The sequence below is a fragment of the Roseovarius maritimus genome, from assembly GCF_043355895.2.
GTDB classification, from domain to species: Bacteria; Pseudomonadota; Alphaproteobacteria; order Rhodobacterales; family Rhodobacteraceae; genus Roseovarius; species Roseovarius maritimus.
Window position 1 is genome coordinate 26526 of record NZ_JBHFPF020000009.1, and the last position, 17877, is coordinate 44402.

Below are 17877 nucleotides of genomic sequence, written 5' to 3' on the forward strand. Positions count from 1 at the left end.
TGGTCTGCTCCGAGCGACAAATTCAACCACTGCCGGACGACAGATGATCAATACGATTTCAAATTCATTTCCGATTGAATGATCGAGCATGCTGGCAGAATTGTGACGCGAAGCGCGCAAATTCGTGAGGGTCCTGTCCTGTGATCAGGACGCACGTGTCAGGCAATGCCTGACCGATGTCACGATCGAGCGCAGTTCCGACCTGCTTTTGATCAGGTCGACCAGCAGCCTTGGATCCCTTGCGCGATCTTCATCCGCCGACAGGCCGATCAACCGGGCATTGGGTTGCAGCGTCGCAAGATCGTCCAGAAAACGGCGCGCGTCATCGCCGGGCAGCGTGCAATCGAGGATCACCGCGTCCAACTGGGTGGTTTGCGCGATCCGTGACGCCTCGGACAACGTTGCAGCGTGTATGACCTTGGCCACCGGCGCCAGTGCCGATGCGATCACCTCGGCGAAATCCTGATCCTTCTCGAAATGCAGTACCGACATCTGTCCGCGCCGGGATTTCAAGAAGGGAACGATGCTTGCATCGAGTGGCTGCGCGCCGGCCTGTTGATACACCTTTGACAATGGGCAGGTGAACCAGAAGACGGTGACTCCGTTTCGAACGCTTTCGAAACCGATATCACCTGAATGGCGCTTGATGATCCGCTTGGAAATATTCAGGCCAAGACCGGTGCCGCCAATCGCGCGCGTGTCCGAACTGTCCGCCTGCGAAAACGCCTGAAAGATCTTCGGCCGGAAACTCTCGGACACGCCGGGGCCGTAGTTCTGGACGTAAACAATAGCGCGGCCATCGATACGCTCGGCCTTGATCAGCACTTCGGTGTTTTCCGACGAATACTTGCAGGCATTGGAAATGAGGTTTGCCAAGACCTGCTTGATCCGGCTGGCATCGGCATGCACACAAAGCGGCGTGTCCGGCAGGTCCAGCCTCAGCCGGTTGGCGTGCGATTGTGCAAAAGGCGCGTGGTCTTCGGCGGCGGCGCTGATGATCGCGGCCAAGTCCACCGTCTCGAAATTGAAAGATACTTCGCCGGATGAGATTTTCTCGAGATCGAGGATATCGTTCACAATGCGTGACAGACGGTCTGTGTTCGAGCGCGCGATCTCGATCAGCCGCTCGGTCTTTTTCGGCAACGAGGTATCGGTCGTGCCCTTCAGCAACTCCAGCGCGCCCTTGATCGAGGTCAGGGGCGTGCGCAGTTCATGGCTGACCGTTGCGACGAATTCGCTTTTGATCTGGTCCAGCTTCTTCTGGTCGGTGATGTCATTGATCTGCGTGATGTAGAAATGCTCGTCCGTGTTCCGATCATAGGTCCAAGAGATGTTGAAAAGGCCCCAGCGTATTTCGCCGTTCGCATGCGCGATCCGGTGCTCGGCCGAATAGGTCTGCCGCGCGGGGTCTTTCATCATCGCGGTAACACCCTTGTAGATCTCCTTGATGTCCTCGCGCGGCATCATGTCCGCCAATCTGACCTCTTTGGTGATCCGCTCTTCCGAGATGCCGCACAGCGTGCAGAAGGCGTCATTTACAGTGATGAACCGCCCCTTGCTGTCGACCAGCGCCATGCCCACCGGGGCGGCGGCCAGAACCTGCCGGAACCGCTGCTCGCTTACCTCCATCGCGTTACGCGCCTGCGAGAGTTCGGTCACGTCCCACTGGATACCGATCATGCGAATGGCCGTGCCGTCAGCCGCGCGCTCGACGATGGATGCTTCCGAGCTTATCCACCGCCACTCGTCGCTGCTGTATTTCAGTCGATATTCAATGACGGCCCGATCTTTGCGGCCCTCCAGGCAATCCTTTTCGATCCGGCGCATGACTGCCAGGTCGTCGGGGTGAACCCGTGCATAGAGCATCGATTCCGCATCGACCTCTGTTGTGTCCTCGCTATCTTCGCAATCTTCGCCGACACCCATGTTGCGAAGCCAAGTGCCGGCCACCTTCATCTTGCCGGTAATCAAATTGTAGTCGAACACGCCGATCCGGGCAGCCTCAAGCGACATGTCGTAGAGGATCTTTGTCCGCTTCAGCTGGGTCTGCGCCTCGATCTGGGTCGTCACATCGCGAACGATCGCCGTGACACGGGCCAGCCCGTCTGCGGTGACCCAATTGTTTCGCTGCAAATCCAGATAGAGTTCCCGACCGTTTCGCGCATGGCCATGGGCGTTGTAGGGTTGCTGGCCAGTGTCGTTCTCGTTTTCCTTGATAATATCCGAGAACTTCAGGCCCGAGAGACTCGTCTTGTTGTATCCCAGCATCATCTGGGCCGCGCGGTTGGAAAAGAGAATGTGATCGTTCTTGTCCATTACGAAAACAGCAGTCACGTCATTTTCGACGATGGCATGATTTTCGCGCTCCCGCGTCTCGATCTGCCGCGCGCGCAGATCTGCAACCGCCATAAGCGCCTCGCTGCGCCGGCTGATGGCACGAAAGAGGAAGAGGAGCAGCGCTGTGATTAGGATCCCGCCAAGCAGGATGATCAGCGGCTGAGAACTCTCGAAAGCGCGATCAAAGCGCGTGGTGCTGGTAAAAACCATCGTCCACGGGCGGCCGAATTGCATGATCGTATAAGTGGCCGCATGAACGCCCCTTTGCTCGTCATTGACCGTATCTTCGAAGATCAGCTTGTCCGGCGTGGGCTGCGGCCCATCGAACAGCTGGAAGGAATAGCTTTCGCCTAGGCTGGGCGTGAGATCTGAAAGCAGGTTCTTTGCTATGAATGGTGCATAAACCCAGCCGACAAAGTCGCCTCGCCCCACCGGCAGCGTTGCCGACGGACCGACCGTCCTTTTGTAATAGGGGACCATCAGAAGAAAACCGGCCTGCTCTTTATCGTGCTGCACCAGCCGGATGGGCGGCGTCAGCTGGACCTCGCCCGTCTCGCGGGCCTGCTCCAGAACGGCTCTGCGCTCTGGCTCGAAAGTCACATCGAGGCCCAGCGCAGTCCGGTTTGCTCCAACCGGGTAGATGTATTTCACGAAATAATGCGTTTGCGCATCCGTCAGTTTCCTGAACGCGTATCCGGGTTGGCCGTCCCTTCGGGTCTCTTCCAGGTAAGCCTCGAGATCACTGTGCTCCACCTGCTCGACGAAGCCGATGCCACTGACGCCCGGCAGGAACTCGTCGATCCGAAGATGACGCACGTAATCATCGAACTCCGAGCGCGCCACGTTTTGCGACGCGCGAAAGAATGCCGTAGTGCCCTGAAGCGATTGAAGATACGTGTCCATTCGAGTCTGAAGAACCTTGATGCCATCCTCGCTCAGGCGCTGAAATTCACCATCCGCCGCCCGATACTTGGACGACACACTTGCTGCAAATGTTATCGCCGTGACAAGCATGCAGATGCATGCGAAGATCACTTCGGCCCGACCCGGCAACTTCATAGGCGTTACAATCTTCCGTTCTGTGCGTCGCTCGTTCTCTCAGGTCCGCCTCGCCGTCACGAGCACCACCGCGGCATGCTTTACCCAGCTACGATCGACCTTAGGTTGAGAGAATTGAGAAATCCACTATTTTGGCGTTTTGTGCTCGCGGCGCGCCAAAGCAAGCCCGAATGGACCGCTTAAGCCTCGACGGCGATGTTGTCGATCAGGCGCACGCCAGCCAGCCATGTGGCGGCAAAAAGCCGCGCAGGGCGGGTTGGTGCGTCGAGCAGCGACAGATCGTCATTCGCGCGCATCTCCAGATAATCGACCGACGTAAATCCAGCCTGCTCAAGGCTGCGGATCGCAGCAGTCTGGGCCGCCGCAAAATCACCGCCCTCGCTGATGGTGCGGGCAAGAATCTGCATCTGTTCCGGCAGCGCGGGCGCGATGGTGCGGGCGCGGTCCGACAAGAGCAGGTTGCGCGAGGACATGGCCAGACCATCAATCTCGCGGATGGTGGGGCAGCCATGCACGGTGATCGGAATATCCAGATCACGCGCCATGCGGCGGACGACCTGAAGTTGTTGAAAGTCCTTTTCACCGAAAAACGCGTCGGTGGCGCTGGTCTGGGCAAAAAGCTTGGCGACAACCGTGGCGACGCCTTCGAAATGGCCGGGGCGATGAACACCGTCCATGACCTCGGTCAGGCCGGCGACCGACACGGTTGTGGCAAAGCCCTCGGGATAGATCTGATCGCCGTCCGGCACATAGATCGCGTCAACGCCAAAGCGCGCCAGTTTGGCCGCGTCGCTGGTCTCGGTGCGGGGGTAGTTTGCCAGATCCTCGGGCGAGCTGAACTGGCGCGGATTTACGAAGATCGTCACGATGACACGCGTACAGGTCGCCTTGGCCGCCGCGACCAGCGACAGGTGCCCGTCATGCAACGCGCCCATAGTGGGCACGACGCCAATCGTCTCACCCGCGAGGCGCCAAGGGCGCGTGGCCGCGCGCAGCTCGGCCACGCTTCGCAAGATCGGCGCGGTCATGACGATGGCGTCTCGTCGGTGAAGAGATGCTCTGATGCCGGGAATTTTCGCGCGCGTACTTCGGCGGCATAAGCGGCGATTGCGGCCTCGCCATCCTCGCCCAAGGTCGCGTACCGCTTGACGAATTTCGGCTTGAACGCGGTAAAGAGGCCCAGCATGTCATCCACGACCAGCACCTGGCCATCGCAACCCGCCGACGCGCCGATACCGATGGTGGGGATGGCGATATCGGCGGTGATGCGGTCGGCAAGGCCGGCCGGCACCTTCTCGATCACGACGGCAAAGGCGCCTGCCTCGGCCACTGCGCGGGCGTCTTCGCTGAGAACGCGCGCGCCATGGCCGCGCCCCTGCACCTTGTAGCCGCCCAGCGTGCCCACCGACTGCGGTGTCAGGCCAATATGGGCCATCACCGGCACACCGCGCGCTGTCAGGAACGCGATGGTCTCGGCCATATGCGCGCCGCCCTCCAGCTTGACCGCGGCGGCGCCCGTCTCGCGCATCAGGCGCACGGCATTGCGCATCGCCTGGCGCGGGTCTTCCTCGTAGCTGCCGAAGGGCATGTCGATGACCATCATCGCCTTGTCCAGCCCGCGCGCGACGGCCTGCCCGTGCAGGATCATCATCTCCATCGTCACGCCAGTGGTCGAGGTGAGGCCATGCAGCACCATGCCGACGCTGTCGCCAACCAGGACGAAATCGCAATGGGCATCCATCATGCGCGCCATCGGCGTCGTGTAGGCCGTCAGGCTGACGATGGGCGTATGACCCTTCATTGCGCGGATATCCGCAGGAAGCGGGGCGGTCTTGCGGGCTGTGGCGCTCATCGGCGTGCCTCGAAATTACTGCGTTGTGGCAATGCCTAGCAAGGACAGCCGGGAAATTCCACCGCTGTCTTCAGCCCGGACAAGGCGGCGATCCGCCGGTCCGGTTGCACATGCGCGGCAAACCTCTAGAGGTGGCGCGAGCATGCGATGCCGCCTATATTGCAAGGGCGGGCATAAGGCATGCGCGCCAAAGGGGGTTCGTTTTGAGGCAGATATCAGCCAAGTTTATCGCGATCGCCCTTCTGGCGATATCCTGCGGGGTCCTCTCTGCGCCCATTTCCGTGGCAGCGAAGCAGCCTGGCGAGCCGGCGCAATCCGTCAGCCGGGACGATCTGATCCAGCTTCTGGGGCGGCTCCACGAGGACGGCGAGGTGCGCCGCGATCTGGCTGCGCTCGGCTTTGCCGGGGAAAAACTGGACCTTGCCACGCAGCACGCGGCGGACATGCTGCGCGATCCGGTGATCGCGGGCTATATCGCCGACCGCGTTCTGGCCGTCCGCGACGGTGCCGCTGTGCCGGTAACCCGCGCCCAAGGGCTGCTGTGGAGCGTGATCGACGAGGGGCTCGGCCACCTGCCGCTGCGCGATCTGCGCTATTACTATCTGGTCGAGCAGGCCGTTCTGGGCGCCATGCCCGTGAACATTTGCGGGCGCGCCGTGCGCGGCGATCTGCCGCCCGACCGTATGGCCGAGGCGACCGCCCGCGCGGCGGCGCGCCTCAATGTCGAAGGTCTGCGCAACTACTACCGCATCCAGCTGCGCGCGGCGCAGCTGGGCGCGCAGCGCGGCGCGCCGGTCCTGCCGCCCAAGCGCGCGGCGCAGGCCGAGGCCGCGATTTTCAGCGTCGTCACGCGCACCATTGCGGCGCGCGAGGACGCGCCCCGCGTCATGGCCAGCTTTGCCAATCTGGACCGGGCCAGCAATCGCGACGCCTGCCTTGCGGGCCGGGTGTTCATCCATGCGGTCCTGACGCTTGAGGGGCGCGAATTGCATGATGCGCTGATCCAGCTGAGCACCCCCTGATCCGTGGGCGCGGCGCGGGTTCTGGATAACCGGACGGCGCGGCATCTGTGGCTTCACGCGCATGGGCTTGGTGCCGTGGGCACCGGGCGGCCCGACGTGATCGCCCTCATCCGGCAGATCGGCTTTTTGCAGATCGACACGATCCGTAATGTGACGCGGGCGCACAACCACATCCTCTGGTCGCGCAATCCCAATTACCGCGAGGGGATGCTGTGGCCACTTCTGGGACGTGACCTCTTCGAGCATTTCACCCATGACGCCTCGCTGATCCCGATGGAGGTCCTGCCCTTGTGGCAGCGCCAATTCGCGCGGCTAGGCGCAAAGGCGGCGCAGGCCGAGTGGTTTCAATCCGGCCTCGCCTGCGCCGAGATCAGCGCCATCCGGGACCGGATCAAAGCCGAGGGACCGCTCTCGACCCATGCGTTCGACACCAAGGCGCAAAGCCGCGAGATGTGGGCACGCCCGCCGCACAAGAAAGCGCTGGACCAGATGTGGTATGCGGGCGATCTGGCGACGGCCAAGCGCGAGAATTTTGTCAAGTTCTACGATCTGGGCCACCGCGTCTTTCCCTCGCGCCTGATGGAGGGGCCGGAGGACGCGGATGCCATCGACGCGCTGTGCGACATGGCGCTGGACCGGCTGGGCATTGCCACCTGCGGCGAGGTGCAACGCTTTTGGGCCGCGATGAGCGCGCAGGAGGCGCGCGGCTGGGCCGCGCGGCGTCGGCCCGATGAAGTGCAGGTGATCGGGGCGGATGGCACGGCCCGCTCAGCCTATGCCACACCGGACCCGGACGCGCGGCTGGCAGAGCTCGCCCCACCCACCGGGCGATTGCGCATCCTCAATCCCTTCGATCCCGCGGTGCGCGACCGCGCACGGCTCAAGCGCCTTTTCGGCTTCGAATATGTGAACGAGATGTTCGTGCCCGCCGATCAACGCCGCTGGGGCTATTATGTCTATCCCCTGCTCGAAGGGGACCGCTTTGTCGGGCGGGCCGAGCTAAAGTCCGACCGTGCCGCAGGCTGGCTGCGCGTCACCGGCCTCTGGCCAGAGCCGGGCACACGCTGGGGCGCGCCGCGCACCCAGCGCCTTGAGGCGGAGCTGGCGCGACTGGCCCGCATGATCGGCGCGCGCGATGTCACGTGGCAGGTGCGCCCGCCCGGATAGCGCATGGCTGGCATTCGCGCAGTATAGGCAATATGGACTGTGGCGATTCAATCCCGAGTGGCGCCCCCCGTGCTTTTCAGTTCTCCCCAGTTCGTCTTTGCGTTTCTGCCTCTCAGCCTTCTGGGCTATTTCGCGATCGCGCGGATCGCCGGCGGGCGGGCCAGCCTCGGCTGGCTGGTGCTCTGCTCGCTCTTTTTCTACGGCTATTGGCGGCTCGAATACCTGCCGCTTCTGATCGGCTCGATCCTGGGGAATTACGCCATCGCCGCAGCAATTCAGGCGCGCCAAGGCATGGGCCGGGCGGGTTTCCCGCTTTTGATTCTGGGTATCGCGGCCAATCTCGGGCTGCTCGGATATTTCAAGTATTTCGGCTTTTTCGTCGAGACGGTGAACACCGTCGCACGCACGGGCATGGAGGTGCCGCACCTTCTGCTGCCGCTGGCGATCTCATTCTTCACCTTCCAGCAGATCACCTACCTCGTGGACAGCTACAAGGGGCAGGCCGCGCGCGGCAGCCTGCTGAATTACGCGGTCTTCGTCACCTTCTTTCCTCAGCTCATCGCCGGGCCCATCGTCCATCACAAAGAGATGATGCCCCAGTTCGCGCGTGCCGCGATGCTACGGCTGCGCTCGAAAAACCTGCTGGCGGGGTTGATCATTTTCGGCCTCGGCCTCTTCAAGAAGATCGGGATCGCCGACACGTTCGCCGTCTACGCCGATGCGGGCTATGCCGATCACACCCAGTTGACCATTCTGGATGCCTGGATCACGACCTTTTCATACACCTTCCAGCTTTATTTCGATTTCAGCGGCTATAGCGACATGGCCATCGGCGCTGCGCGCATGTTCGGCATCCGCCTGCCGCTGAACTTCCTGTCGCCCTACAAGGCGACCTCGATCCAGGATTTCTGGCGGCGCTGGCACATAACGCTGTCGCGCTTCTTGCGCGATTACCTCTTCATCCCTCTGGGCGGCAGCCGCCGCCGCGAGGGCCGCGTGGCGGCCAACCTCATGGTCACCTTCCTGCTGGGCGGGCTGTGGCACGGGGCGGGCTGGACCTTTCTGATATGGGGCGCGATCCACGGCGCGGGTCTGGTCATCGGGCGCATGTTCAGCCGCGCGGGGCTGCGCCTGCCGCGCGTTCTGGCATGGCTGCTGACCTTTGCGGCGGTGCATCTGGCGTGGGTGTTCTTCCGGGCCGAGGATGTGGCGCAGGCGCTCGATATCCTCTCCACGATGTTCGGCCTCAATCCGGCCGCCATGGAGGGGCCGCGCCATGTCGTGATCACCGGGGCCAGCACGGCAGGCAAATACCTGGCTTTGGCGTTGATCGGGGTGCTGGCATTGCCGAATACCTACCAGTTCACGCGCGACATCCGCCCGCTCTACAAGACGCTGGTCGGTGCCGCGCTTTTCAGCGCAGGCTGCATCATGATGCTGGTGTCGCGCAGCGAAGTCTTTCTCTATTTCAATTTCTGACGGGAGCCCCCAGCCATGTACAGCACCCGCCTGACCGTCTTTGCCGCCGTCGCTGCCGTGATCCTCATGGCGTTGCCCGCGGCCAATATCGCGTCGCGCGCCACTGTCGGCGGCGCGCTCATCCCGCAGGATCTACGCGATCTGTGGTCGCTCGACCGGATCGAGGGCAACCTCAGCTATCTCGCCATGACGCAGTTCGGGCGTTCGCTCTTTCCGGACCGCGTAGAGATCGGGCGCGAGGGATATCTCTTTCTCGGCGACGAAAGCAATGGGGTGATGGCCAAGACGGCGGGCACCTGGCCGGTCCCGGACGGTCTGATCGAGGCGCAGGCAAGCGCGCTGGCGCGGCTGCAATCGCGCGTTTCCGACACTGGCGCGCAATTCACCGCCGTGATCGCGCCCAACAAACATTCGATCTATCCCGAGATGCTGCCCGAGGGCACCCCTCCTGCGCCCCACACCGTCACCGACGATCTGATCGACGCTGCCGCCGCCCGGAACGTGCCGATACTGGACCTGCGCCCGGTCCTGCGCCACGCCAAGGACAGGACACAGGCCTATCTGAAGACCGACACCCACTGGACGCAGGCCGGAGGGGCTGCCGCCTATGACGCGGTGATGGCGCGCATCGGGGCAGAGGTCGCTGACTATGATCTGGAGCCTGTCGCCGCCTCTGCAGGCGATCTTACCCATCTTTTGAAGATGCAGGACCTCTACCCGCCGAAGGTCGAGCAGGACTACCGCATCGGCCTGAGCGCGCCGCCTGCCACATGTGCCGCGCAAATCAGCCTGATTTCCGGCGACGAGACCGCCTGCGCGCCCGTGCAGAATGGCGGACTGATCCCGATGGACAAGGTCTTGCGCGTGACCCGCACCCCCGATGCGCCGAACCCGCAAACCGTGCTGATGCTTTGCGACAGCTTCTGCATCGCTCCCTCCGCGCTCTACAACGCCAGTTTTGCACAGGTCTACTACATCCATTGGAAATTCATCGACGATCGCGCGCTCGGGCGGTATCTGCAGCGCCTTGCGCCGGATATCGTGATACTTCAGATGGTCGAACGGGACTCGCTGTCACTGGGCCTTGGCCAGTGAGGCGCCCGCATTTCAGGGTGGATTTGCGCGGCCAAGTCTGGCACCAGCCTTGACCAGCCCCCTTGCCTAGCGAGCGTCGTCTTGGATCTGGATTGCTTCATCATTCATCTCGCGCGCGCCAGAGATCGCGCGGCGCAGGTCGCCGCCACGCAGGCCCTGCTGCCGTTGCGCTGCCACGTGATGCAAGCGACGGACGGACAAAGCATGACCGAGGCCGAGGTGCGCGCCTATACCCCCCGCGCGCTGAAACCGCACTATCCTTTTGCCCTGCGACCCTCCGAAGTGGCGGTGTTTCACAGCCACCGCGCCTGCTGGCAGCGGATCGTGGACGAGGATATGCCTGCCGCGCTGATCCTCGAGGATGATCTCGAAATCGACACCGAGGCCTTCCTTCCCGCGCTGGCATTGGCGATGGCGCATTGCGAGGATGGCGATTTCGTCCGCTTCCCGATCAAGCGGCGCGAGGATGCGGGCGAGGATATCGCGACAGACAATACCATCCGCCTCAGCCGCCACGATGCCGTGGCGCTGGGAATGGTCGCGCAGCTTGTCACCAAAGGCGCGGCGCGCGCATTGCTGGACGCGACGCATAGGTTTGACCGCCCCGTGGATACGTTCCTCCAGATGACTTGGGTGCACGGCGTGCGCGTTCTGACTGCCTGGCCCACCGGGATCAGGGAGGTCTCGGCGCAGCTCGGCGGCAGCCTTATCAGCCGCAAGGAGGGCGTCTGGCCAAAACTGCGCCGCGAGGTGCTGCGCCCGATCTATCGCCGCCGCATCGCGGCCATGGCACGAAAGCATCCGAATGGCTGATCCCGCCGTCACCATCGTCACCGTCGCCTATAACAGCGCGGTGGTCCTTCCCCGAATGCTGGACTCGGTGCCCGCCGGCACGCCCGTCGTTCTGGTGGACAATGCCTCGCGCGATGTCTCGGACCTGCGCGCATTGGCTACCGGGACTGTCAGGCTGATCGAGAACCCGGCGAATGAGGGCTTTGGCCGCGCCTGCAATGTCGGAGCGGCGGCAGCGCGGACCGAATTCGTGCTGTTCCTCAACCCTGATACGGCGCTCATGCCCGGCGCGCTCGACGCTCTGGTCGCGGCCGCGCGGGCCTATCCCGAAGCCTCCGCATTCAATCCCATGATCCTCGACGAGGATGGCCGACCCCAGATCAAGCGCCGCAGCGATCTGGTGGCGCGTAGCCAGTGGCTAGCCAAAGGCACGCCCGATGGCGATGCCGTCCTGCCCGTCCTCTCGGGGGCCGCGCTGATGGTGCGCAAGGCGGATTTCGACACGATCGGTGGCTTCGATCCCGCCATTTTCCTCTTTTTCGAGGATGACGATCTGAGCGCGCGTCTGGCGCAGACCTGCGGCCCCCTGATGCTGGCCTTTCGCGCCGAGGTGCGCCATGTCGGCGGCGCCTCGTCGCAGCCCAGCCGCGAGGGCGACCGGATCAAGAATTCCAGCTGGGGCTGGGCGCAGATCTATGCGGTGCGCAAGCATCGCGGCCTCGCCGCCTGCGCTGCTCCCTTTGGCAAGGCGCTGCTCCGCGCCCTCTCGCCCGCCACGCTACTCTCGCCCGCGCGGCGGCGCAAATATGCGGCGCGCCTTTCGGGGATGACGCGGGCGCTGCTCGGATCTCGCTGATCCGGCCAGAGGGCAACCCTAGTAGACGTTTGCCAGCCCCTCGGGGTGCATCGATGGCAGCACGATCACGTCAGAGCCGTGAATCGAGCGCTGATGCAGATCGATCACGTCATGATTCAGCATTCGGATGCACCCTTGCGAGACAGCCTTTCCCAACTCCTCGGGCGAGGCGCTGCCATGCACGCGGTAGAGCGTGTCCTTGCCGTTCTTGAAGAGGTAGAGCGCGCGCGCGCCCATCGGGTTGTCCGGCCCCGGATCCATGCCGCCATTGGCGACCGAATAAGGCTCCAGGTCAGGCTGGCGCTCGATCATGGTCAGGGGCACCTTCCAGCGCGGCCATTCGCGGCAGAATTGCAGGCGTGCCTTTCCCTGCCATGCAAAACCCGCCTTGCCCACGCTGACCCCGTAGCGCATGGCCTTGTCGGGACTTTGCACGAAATGCAGCATCGCCGCATCGGGATCGACCACGATGGTGCCGCGGGGATGCCGGGAATAGGGATTGGCGACCTCCTGCCGTCTCAGGCGCGGGGCGATGACGCCCTCGCGCACGGCAGGGATCGGGTAGGGCTCGGTCGTGATCGGGCCATAGAAATCGGGCAGCGGCGGGTAGACCGGCGCCGGGGCAGGTGCGGGCGCGACTGGCTGGGCCGGCGGCTGCGCACAGGCGGCAAGGCCCCCTGCCCCCGCCAGAGCGAGAAAGCTGCGTCGGGTGAACATAATTTCATCCTTTACGGGTCAAGTGAGTGGGGAAGGCTAGGACCGGCTGTTCGCGACCGCCTCGCGCAGGGCCGCGCGATCCATGCTGCCGGGATATATCGTCGTGCCCACGATGAAGGCAGGCGTGCCCTGCAGGCCCAGTTGCTCCGCCTGCGCGCTGTTGCGCATCAGCAGCCCGTCCCATTTATTGCGATTATCCCGGTAGGCGCTGTCCAGCCTCGCGGGATCGAGGCTGGCCTCTTGTAGCGCCTCATCTATGCCGGCATCGGTCAGGCGCCCCGCCGTGCCCATCAGCGCATCGCTGGCCGCGGCGTAGACGCCCGCATCGGCCGCGCCCAACGCCAGCTGGCTGGCCCGGACCGAGGCGGCGCCGAAAATGGGCCAGTCTTTCATCATGAGGCGGATATTGCCGTCCTCTTCGACGACCTCGGTCAGGACCGGATGGTTGGCCTTGCAGTAGGGGCACTGGTAGTCAAAGAACTCGACGATGGTGACATCGCCCTCGGGGTTTCCCAGCACCGGGTTGACCGGATCGTAGAGCACGCCTTCGACGGTCAGACCCTGCGCCTCGACCCGCTTTGCAGGCGGGATCAGTGTCATGCCAAGCGCCGCGGCGCCCATGCCCGCGACGCCGCCGACAACCAGGTTTCTTCGGGTGATGAGGGTCATGATGGCTCTCCTTTGTCATGAGGTTCGGGGCGGCACCGCGCGGCGGCACCGCCCGTTTGATATCGTGTCAGTCTGCATCGCTCTCGGTCTGCAGATCCGTGATCCCGGCCAGCAAAGCGGCGCGGGAGATCTCTCCGGTATGGACGGCCTGCAAGGTGCCGTCGGCCGCGAAAAAAAGCGTACTGGGCAGGCCCATAAGCTTGAATTTCTCCATGAGGGCATTGTTCGGGTCGCGGATCATCCCGACCTCGGGCAAATCCGTCAGCTGCAGGAACTGGCGGATCGTACCCACCTGTTCGCCCTGGTTGGCAAATACGATCTCGGCGCCGGTCTCGCTTGAGGCCTGCGATTGCGCGACATCCACCATCATCGGCATCTCGCGCCGACAGGGCGGGCACCATGTGGCCCAGAGGTTCAGCACCAGCGGCTGACCGTCACGCTCGTTCAAGGAGACCGGCGCGCCGGACATATCCGCAAACCCGGCGGCGGGAATCCGGCCGCGCACGTCATCCGGCAGGACAACGCTCCCTATCTTGAACACCGAAGCAGCCGCGATGGCGCTGATCAGCACCGGCAGACCGGCCCCCCGCTGTCTCAGGAATGCCGCGAAGAGGGTGGCACCCGCGCCAAATGTGCCTGCGGCACTGCTGAACCCGCCCTGCCAGATCGCAAAGACCGAAAGCGGCGCGGGGGCGAAGGCCTCCCAATGTGCGACGACATAGCCGAGACGCGCGGTGACGATCCAGACCACGAGCGTCGCGCCGGACCAGCGGCGGATGGCCTCGGCGCTGCCGCGTTTGCGCCAGGCGGCGATTTCGGCCATCACCAGAAAGGCGATGATGGTCAGAACCGCGACAAAGCGGTCATTGGCAAAAACAAGCGGGCCGATCGAGATGGAATTCATTGCACCGCCTCCATCGATGTCACGACCGCGCCGGGGCCGGTATCGCCCACGATGCGCGTGCCGCTGGCCTCGGTCCGGCCCCGGTCCAGAAACACCATGGTCGGCGGGCCGACCGCGCCCAGCCGGTCCAGCATCGCCTGCCCCCCGGCGCCGAAATCGGTGACATCCGCCGCGATCACATGCGCCTCCGACAGTGCGGCCTGAACGCCTGCATCGGGCCAGACGTTCCGCTCGATCACGCGGCAGGTCACGCACCAGTCGGCGGTGACATAGACTATCGCGGGGCGATCCGATTGCGCCATCAGCGCGGCATCAAGCGACTGAACATCGCTCACCGTGTCGAACTGGATTGGCGCGGCCTCGGGCGCGCTGCCGCCCCCACCCTGCAGCGCGGCCAGCGGGCGCAGCGGATCGCCCCCGCCCAGCGCGGCGCCGACGGCCATGATCGCGCCGGCCAGCATCGACAGGATGCCGGCGGTCTGGGCCCCGCGCCGCGCGGCACCGGCGCCCGCGGGCAGCATATCCATCGCACCGGCAAAGACGCCCGCCCCGATCAGAAGGGCCGCCCAGAGCGCGAGGATCGCCGGGCCGGGCACCAGCCTCCCGATCAGCCAGATCGCCATGCCCAGAAACACGAAGCCGAAGAGACGCTTGACCCCGTCCATCCATCCGCCCGCGCGCGGCAGCATCCGCGACCCCAACGTGCCCGCGATCATCAGAGGGATGCCCTGCCCCAGCCCCAGCGCAAAGAGCGCCCCGGCTCCGAGCAGAATGTCGCCCGTCCCCGCGATGTAGAGCAGCGCGCCCGCCAGCGGCGCCGTCACGCAAGGCCCCATGATCAGCGCCGAGGTGAAGCCCAGCATCGCTGCGCCGCCAAAGGTGCCGCCGCGCTGCGATCCCGCGGACGACAGGCGCCGCGTCCAGGCATCGGGCAGGCGCAGCTCGAACAGGCCGAACATCGACAGGGCGAGCAGGGCAAAGATGCCCGCGACGATGTAGATCGCCACCGGCGATTGCAGCACCACCTGCAGGTTCTGCCCCGACCAGGCCGCCGCCACGCCCAAAAGGCCGAAGGCCGAGGCCATCGCCAGAACATAGACACCCGAAAGGGCCGCCCCGCGCCGGGCCGTCAGGTCGCGCCCCTCGCCGGAGAGGATGCCCGCGAGGATCGGAAACATCGGAAAGACGCAAGGCGTAAAGGCCAGAAGCAGGCCGAAACCCAGAAAGCCCGCCAGCACCAGCAAGGCACCGCCGCGCGATTGAAGGCCCTCGATCACGCCGGTTTCCTCGGCCAGCGTGACGCCGCCGGTCGGCGCAGCAGCGAAGGCCGCGCCCGGATCGCCGTCGATGCCGCCGCCAGTCCCGCCATCCAACGCGGCCAATGTCTCGCTACTGGGCGGGTAGCAGATGCCACCATCCTGGCAGCCCTGCCATGTCACCTTGACGGGGCCGTCTACCGGAGCCATCAGCGCCTCGGCAGCGCCCGTGTAGATCTCAGTGCGTCCGAATGTCGGATCGTCCATCTCGGTGCCCGGCTCCGTCTCCAGTGGCACAGGCGCGCCGTCTGGCTTTTTCGCCGATAGTTTGTCGCGGTAGAGATAGTATCCGTCGGCCACGTCCCATGACAGGATGCGGCTGCCGTCCGCCTCTTCGGACACATTGAGCTGAAATGCTTCGGCGACCGGAAGCGGAGCGCCAGCCGAGGATGAGAGGGTCTGCGCCATGCCCGGCATGGCGAGGACGGCCGTCGCCCAGAGGACGATGACGAAGCGCGCCAAGGGTCTTGCGGCGCGGCGGATGTGAATCGATGGTCTTGTCATGCGGTTCGGATCGCCCTTGGGGCTTAAGCGAGGCTTAAGGTCAGCCGCCCACGCATGTAACGTGGCGGAAAGGAGTTTGGCCGATGCGCATATTGATTGTCGAGGATGACGCGACGCTGGCCGATGGCCTGTCTGTCGGCCTGCGCCTGTCAGGCTTCACCCCCGAGTTGGTCGAAACATGTGCCGACGCGGATCAGGCGCTGGAACAGGGCAGTTTTGCCGCCGTGGCGCTGGACATCATGCTGCCTGACGGCTCGGGGCTGGATATCCTGTCGCGGATGAGGGCGCGCGGCGACCGCACGCCCGTGCTACTGCTGACCGCGCTCGATCAAGTAAGCGACCGGATCGCGGGGCTGGATCTAGGGGCTGACGACTACTTGGGCAAACCCTTCGATCTGGACGAGGTGACGGCACGTCTGCGCTCGATCGTGCGCCGCGCCGAGGGGCGGGCGCAGGCCGAGTTGGCATGGAACGGGCTGACAGTGGATCCCGCACGGATGTCGGGACGGCAGAATGGCCGCGACATCGTCTTTTCCCCGCGCGAATTCGTGATCCTGCGCGCCTTGCTGGAACGGCCCGGCGCGATCCTGTCCAAAGCCGCGCTCGAGGATCGGCTCTATGGCTGGCAGGAAGGGATCGAGAGCAACGCGGTCGAGGTCCATATCCACCGGCTGCGCGCCAAGCTGGGGGCGGAGTTCATCCAGACGGTGCGCGGCGCGGGATACAAGCTGGCCAAGGGGGACGCATGAATTCGATCCGCATCCGGCTGTTCGCGGTGCTGATGCTGGCAACGGGGGCCGTGTGGCTGTCGGCCTTCGTCTGGATTCAGCAATCGACCCGCGCCGAGGTCGAGCGCGTTCTGGACGCGCGGCTGGCCGAAGCGGGGCAGATGGTATCGTCGCTGATTTCGGACCGGCGGATCGACGTGGCCCGCGCGGCCACCATCGCCGAGGAGATGACCGGGCTGGAGAGCCCCGGCGCTGCGTATTCGCACAAGCTGTCCTGCCAGATCTGGTCGCTGGACGGCACGCTGGTCGGGCGCTCGGGCAGCGCGCCCGAGGGGCAGCTTTCGGCGCAGGATACGGGTTTTGCAGACAGCATCGTCGATGGCGAGGAATGGCGCGTCTATTCGGTGATCAACGAGGCGCTGGGCGTGCGCGTCATGGTGGGCGACAGCCATACCGTGCGGGACGGCCTCGTGCGCGACGTGACGACCGGCCTGATCGTGCCCGCGCTACTGATCCTGCCCATCCTTGCAGGCCTGATCTGGCTCAGCCTGCGGCGCGGGCTCTTGCCGCTGGACCGGCTGGCCAGGGGGCTGGCGCAGCGCGGCGCGGCCGATCTGGACCCCGTCGCCGCCAGCGCCCTACCACGCGAGATCCGGCCCGTCGGCACCGCGCTCAACGGTCTTTTCAGCCGCGTCAGCGCGGCGCGCGACCGCGAAAAGGCCTTTACCTCCTTTGCCGCGCACGAGTTGAAAACGCCGCTGGCCGGGATCAAGACGCAGGCGCAGGTCGCGGCCATGGCCTCGGACGACGCCACCCGCGCCGGAGCGCTTGCGCGCATCCAGCAGGGGGTGGACCGGACCGACAGGATGGTGCGCCAGCTCTTGTCGCTGGCCTCGATCGACAGCACGGAGGGCGGCGAGCACGCGGCGGTGGATGTGGCTGCGATCCTGTGCGACGTGGTAGACGATCTGTCACGGCTGGCTGCCGCCAGAGAGATAGCGGTTGAGATCGACGCCGAGGGCGCAGGCACAATCCCGAGCGATCCGGTTCTGCTGACAGCCGCGCTGCGCAACGTGATCGAAAATGCCATCGCCATGAGCCCGCAGGGGAGCCGCGTCGACATCACGCTGGGGCCGGTCGGTGACGGGCTGCGCATCCAGGTCATGGATCACGGTCCTGGAATTGCCGAGGCCGACAGGGCGCGCGTGACTGACAGGTTCTTTCGCGGCAGGGGCGCCAACACCAATGGCAGCGGGCTGGGCCTTGCCATCGCGCGCACGGCGGTCGAGCGGCTGGGCGGTCAACTTCACTTTGCGCCCCGCGACGGCGGCGGTGAAATGGTCACACTGGAATTTTGAAGGCGCCTGTTTTTTCGGCGCC

General features: G+C 64.6%; 15 protein-coding genes. 8 read left to right on the forward strand and 7 right to left on the reverse strand.

Annotated features, from left to right (window positions below; genetic code table 11):
* Positions 1-144: 144 nt before the first annotated feature.
* From ACEWPM_RS14980 to panB, 3 genes are all read right to left on the reverse strand, one after another.
* Positions 145-3240 (reverse strand): CHASE domain-containing protein, encoded by a 3096-nt coding sequence (locus ACEWPM_RS14980; RefSeq protein WP_393962853.1) that lies wholly within the window; start codon positions 3238-3240, stop codon positions 145-147.
* Between the two features lie 335 nt (positions 3241-3575).
* Positions 3576-4424: a pantoate--beta-alanine ligase gene (gene panC / locus ACEWPM_RS14985; RefSeq protein WP_393962854.1), complete on the reverse strand. Its 849-nt coding sequence runs from the start codon at positions 4422-4424 to the stop codon at positions 3576-3578.
* A complete protein-coding gene (panB, locus tag ACEWPM_RS14990) occupies positions 4421-5248 on the reverse strand; it encodes a 3-methyl-2-oxobutanoate hydroxymethyltransferase (RefSeq protein ID WP_393962855.1) in 828 nt (275 codons plus the stop codon). Before panB ends, panC begins: the two co-directional genes overlap by 4 nt.
* 203 nt (positions 5249-5451) lie before the next feature.
* On the opposite strand from panB, the gene ACEWPM_RS14995 reads away from it, so the two are divergent.
* From ACEWPM_RS14995 to ACEWPM_RS15020, 6 genes are all read left to right on the forward strand, one after another.
* Entirely contained in the window at positions 5452-6270 is an 819-nt protein-coding gene (locus ACEWPM_RS14995; RefSeq protein ID WP_393962856.1) for a hypothetical protein, read from the forward strand.
* A gap of 3 nt (positions 6271-6273) precedes the next feature.
* Positions 6274-7437: a winged helix-turn-helix domain-containing protein gene (locus ACEWPM_RS15000; protein ID WP_393962857.1), complete on the forward strand. Its 1164-nt coding sequence runs from the start codon at positions 6274-6276 to the stop codon at positions 7435-7437.
* A gap of 69 nt (positions 7438-7506) precedes the next feature.
* A complete protein-coding gene (locus ACEWPM_RS15005) occupies positions 7507-8916 on the forward strand; it encodes an MBOAT family O-acyltransferase (RefSeq protein ID WP_393962858.1) in 1410 nt (469 codons plus the stop codon).
* Positions 8917-8931: 15 nt separating this feature from the next.
* Entirely contained in the window at positions 8932-10011 is a 1080-nt protein-coding gene (locus ACEWPM_RS15010; RefSeq protein ID WP_393962859.1) for an alginate O-acetyltransferase AlgX-related protein, read from the forward strand.
* An 81-nt stretch (positions 10012-10092) separates the two neighbouring features.
* Positions 10093-10824 carry a glycosyltransferase family 25 protein gene (locus ACEWPM_RS15015; RefSeq protein ID WP_393962860.1) on the forward strand — a complete coding sequence of 244 codons (732 nt, stop codon included), beginning with the start codon at positions 10093-10095 and terminating at the stop codon, positions 10822-10824.
* The gene (locus ACEWPM_RS15020; protein ID WP_393962861.1) at positions 10817-11659 is read left to right on the forward strand and encodes a glycosyltransferase family 2 protein; all 843 of its coding nucleotides are present in this window, start codon (positions 10817-10819) and stop codon (positions 11657-11659) included. The genes ACEWPM_RS15015 and ACEWPM_RS15020 overlap by 8 nt, the downstream gene beginning before the upstream one ends.
* A gap of 18 nt (positions 11660-11677) precedes the next feature.
* Here ACEWPM_RS15020 and ACEWPM_RS15025 read toward each other — a convergent pair whose 3' ends face one another.
* The 4 genes from ACEWPM_RS15025 to dsbD form a co-directional block, all read right to left on the reverse strand.
* Entirely contained in the window at positions 11678-12376 is a 699-nt protein-coding gene (locus tag ACEWPM_RS15025) for a L,D-transpeptidase (RefSeq protein WP_393962862.1), read from the reverse strand.
* 36 nt (positions 12377-12412) lie between these two features.
* Positions 12413-13045 (reverse strand): DsbA family protein, encoded by a 633-nt coding sequence (locus ACEWPM_RS15030; RefSeq protein ID WP_393962863.1) that lies wholly within the window; start codon positions 13043-13045, stop codon positions 12413-12415.
* Positions 13046-13112: 67 nt separating this feature from the next.
* Positions 13113-13949: a prolipoprotein diacylglyceryl transferase family protein gene (locus ACEWPM_RS15035; protein ID WP_393962864.1), complete on the reverse strand. Its 837-nt coding sequence runs from the start codon at positions 13947-13949 to the stop codon at positions 13113-13115.
* Positions 13946-15769, reverse strand: coding sequence for a protein-disulfide reductase DsbD (gene dsbD, locus ACEWPM_RS15040; RefSeq protein ID WP_393962865.1), 1824 nt, complete (start codon positions 15767-15769; stop codon positions 13946-13948). The genes ACEWPM_RS15035 and dsbD overlap by 4 nt, the downstream gene beginning before the upstream one ends.
* An 83-nt stretch (positions 15770-15852) precedes the next feature.
* On the opposite strand from dsbD, the gene ACEWPM_RS15045 reads away from it, so the two are divergent.
* Positions 15853-16518, forward strand: coding sequence for a response regulator (locus ACEWPM_RS15045; RefSeq protein ID WP_393962866.1), 666 nt, complete (start codon positions 15853-15855; stop codon positions 16516-16518).
* Positions 16515-17855: an ATP-binding protein gene (locus tag ACEWPM_RS15050; protein ID WP_393962867.1), complete on the forward strand. Its 1341-nt coding sequence runs from the start codon at positions 16515-16517 to the stop codon at positions 17853-17855. Before ACEWPM_RS15045 ends, ACEWPM_RS15050 begins: the two co-directional genes overlap by 4 nt.
* Positions 17856-17877 lie beyond the last annotated feature (22 nt).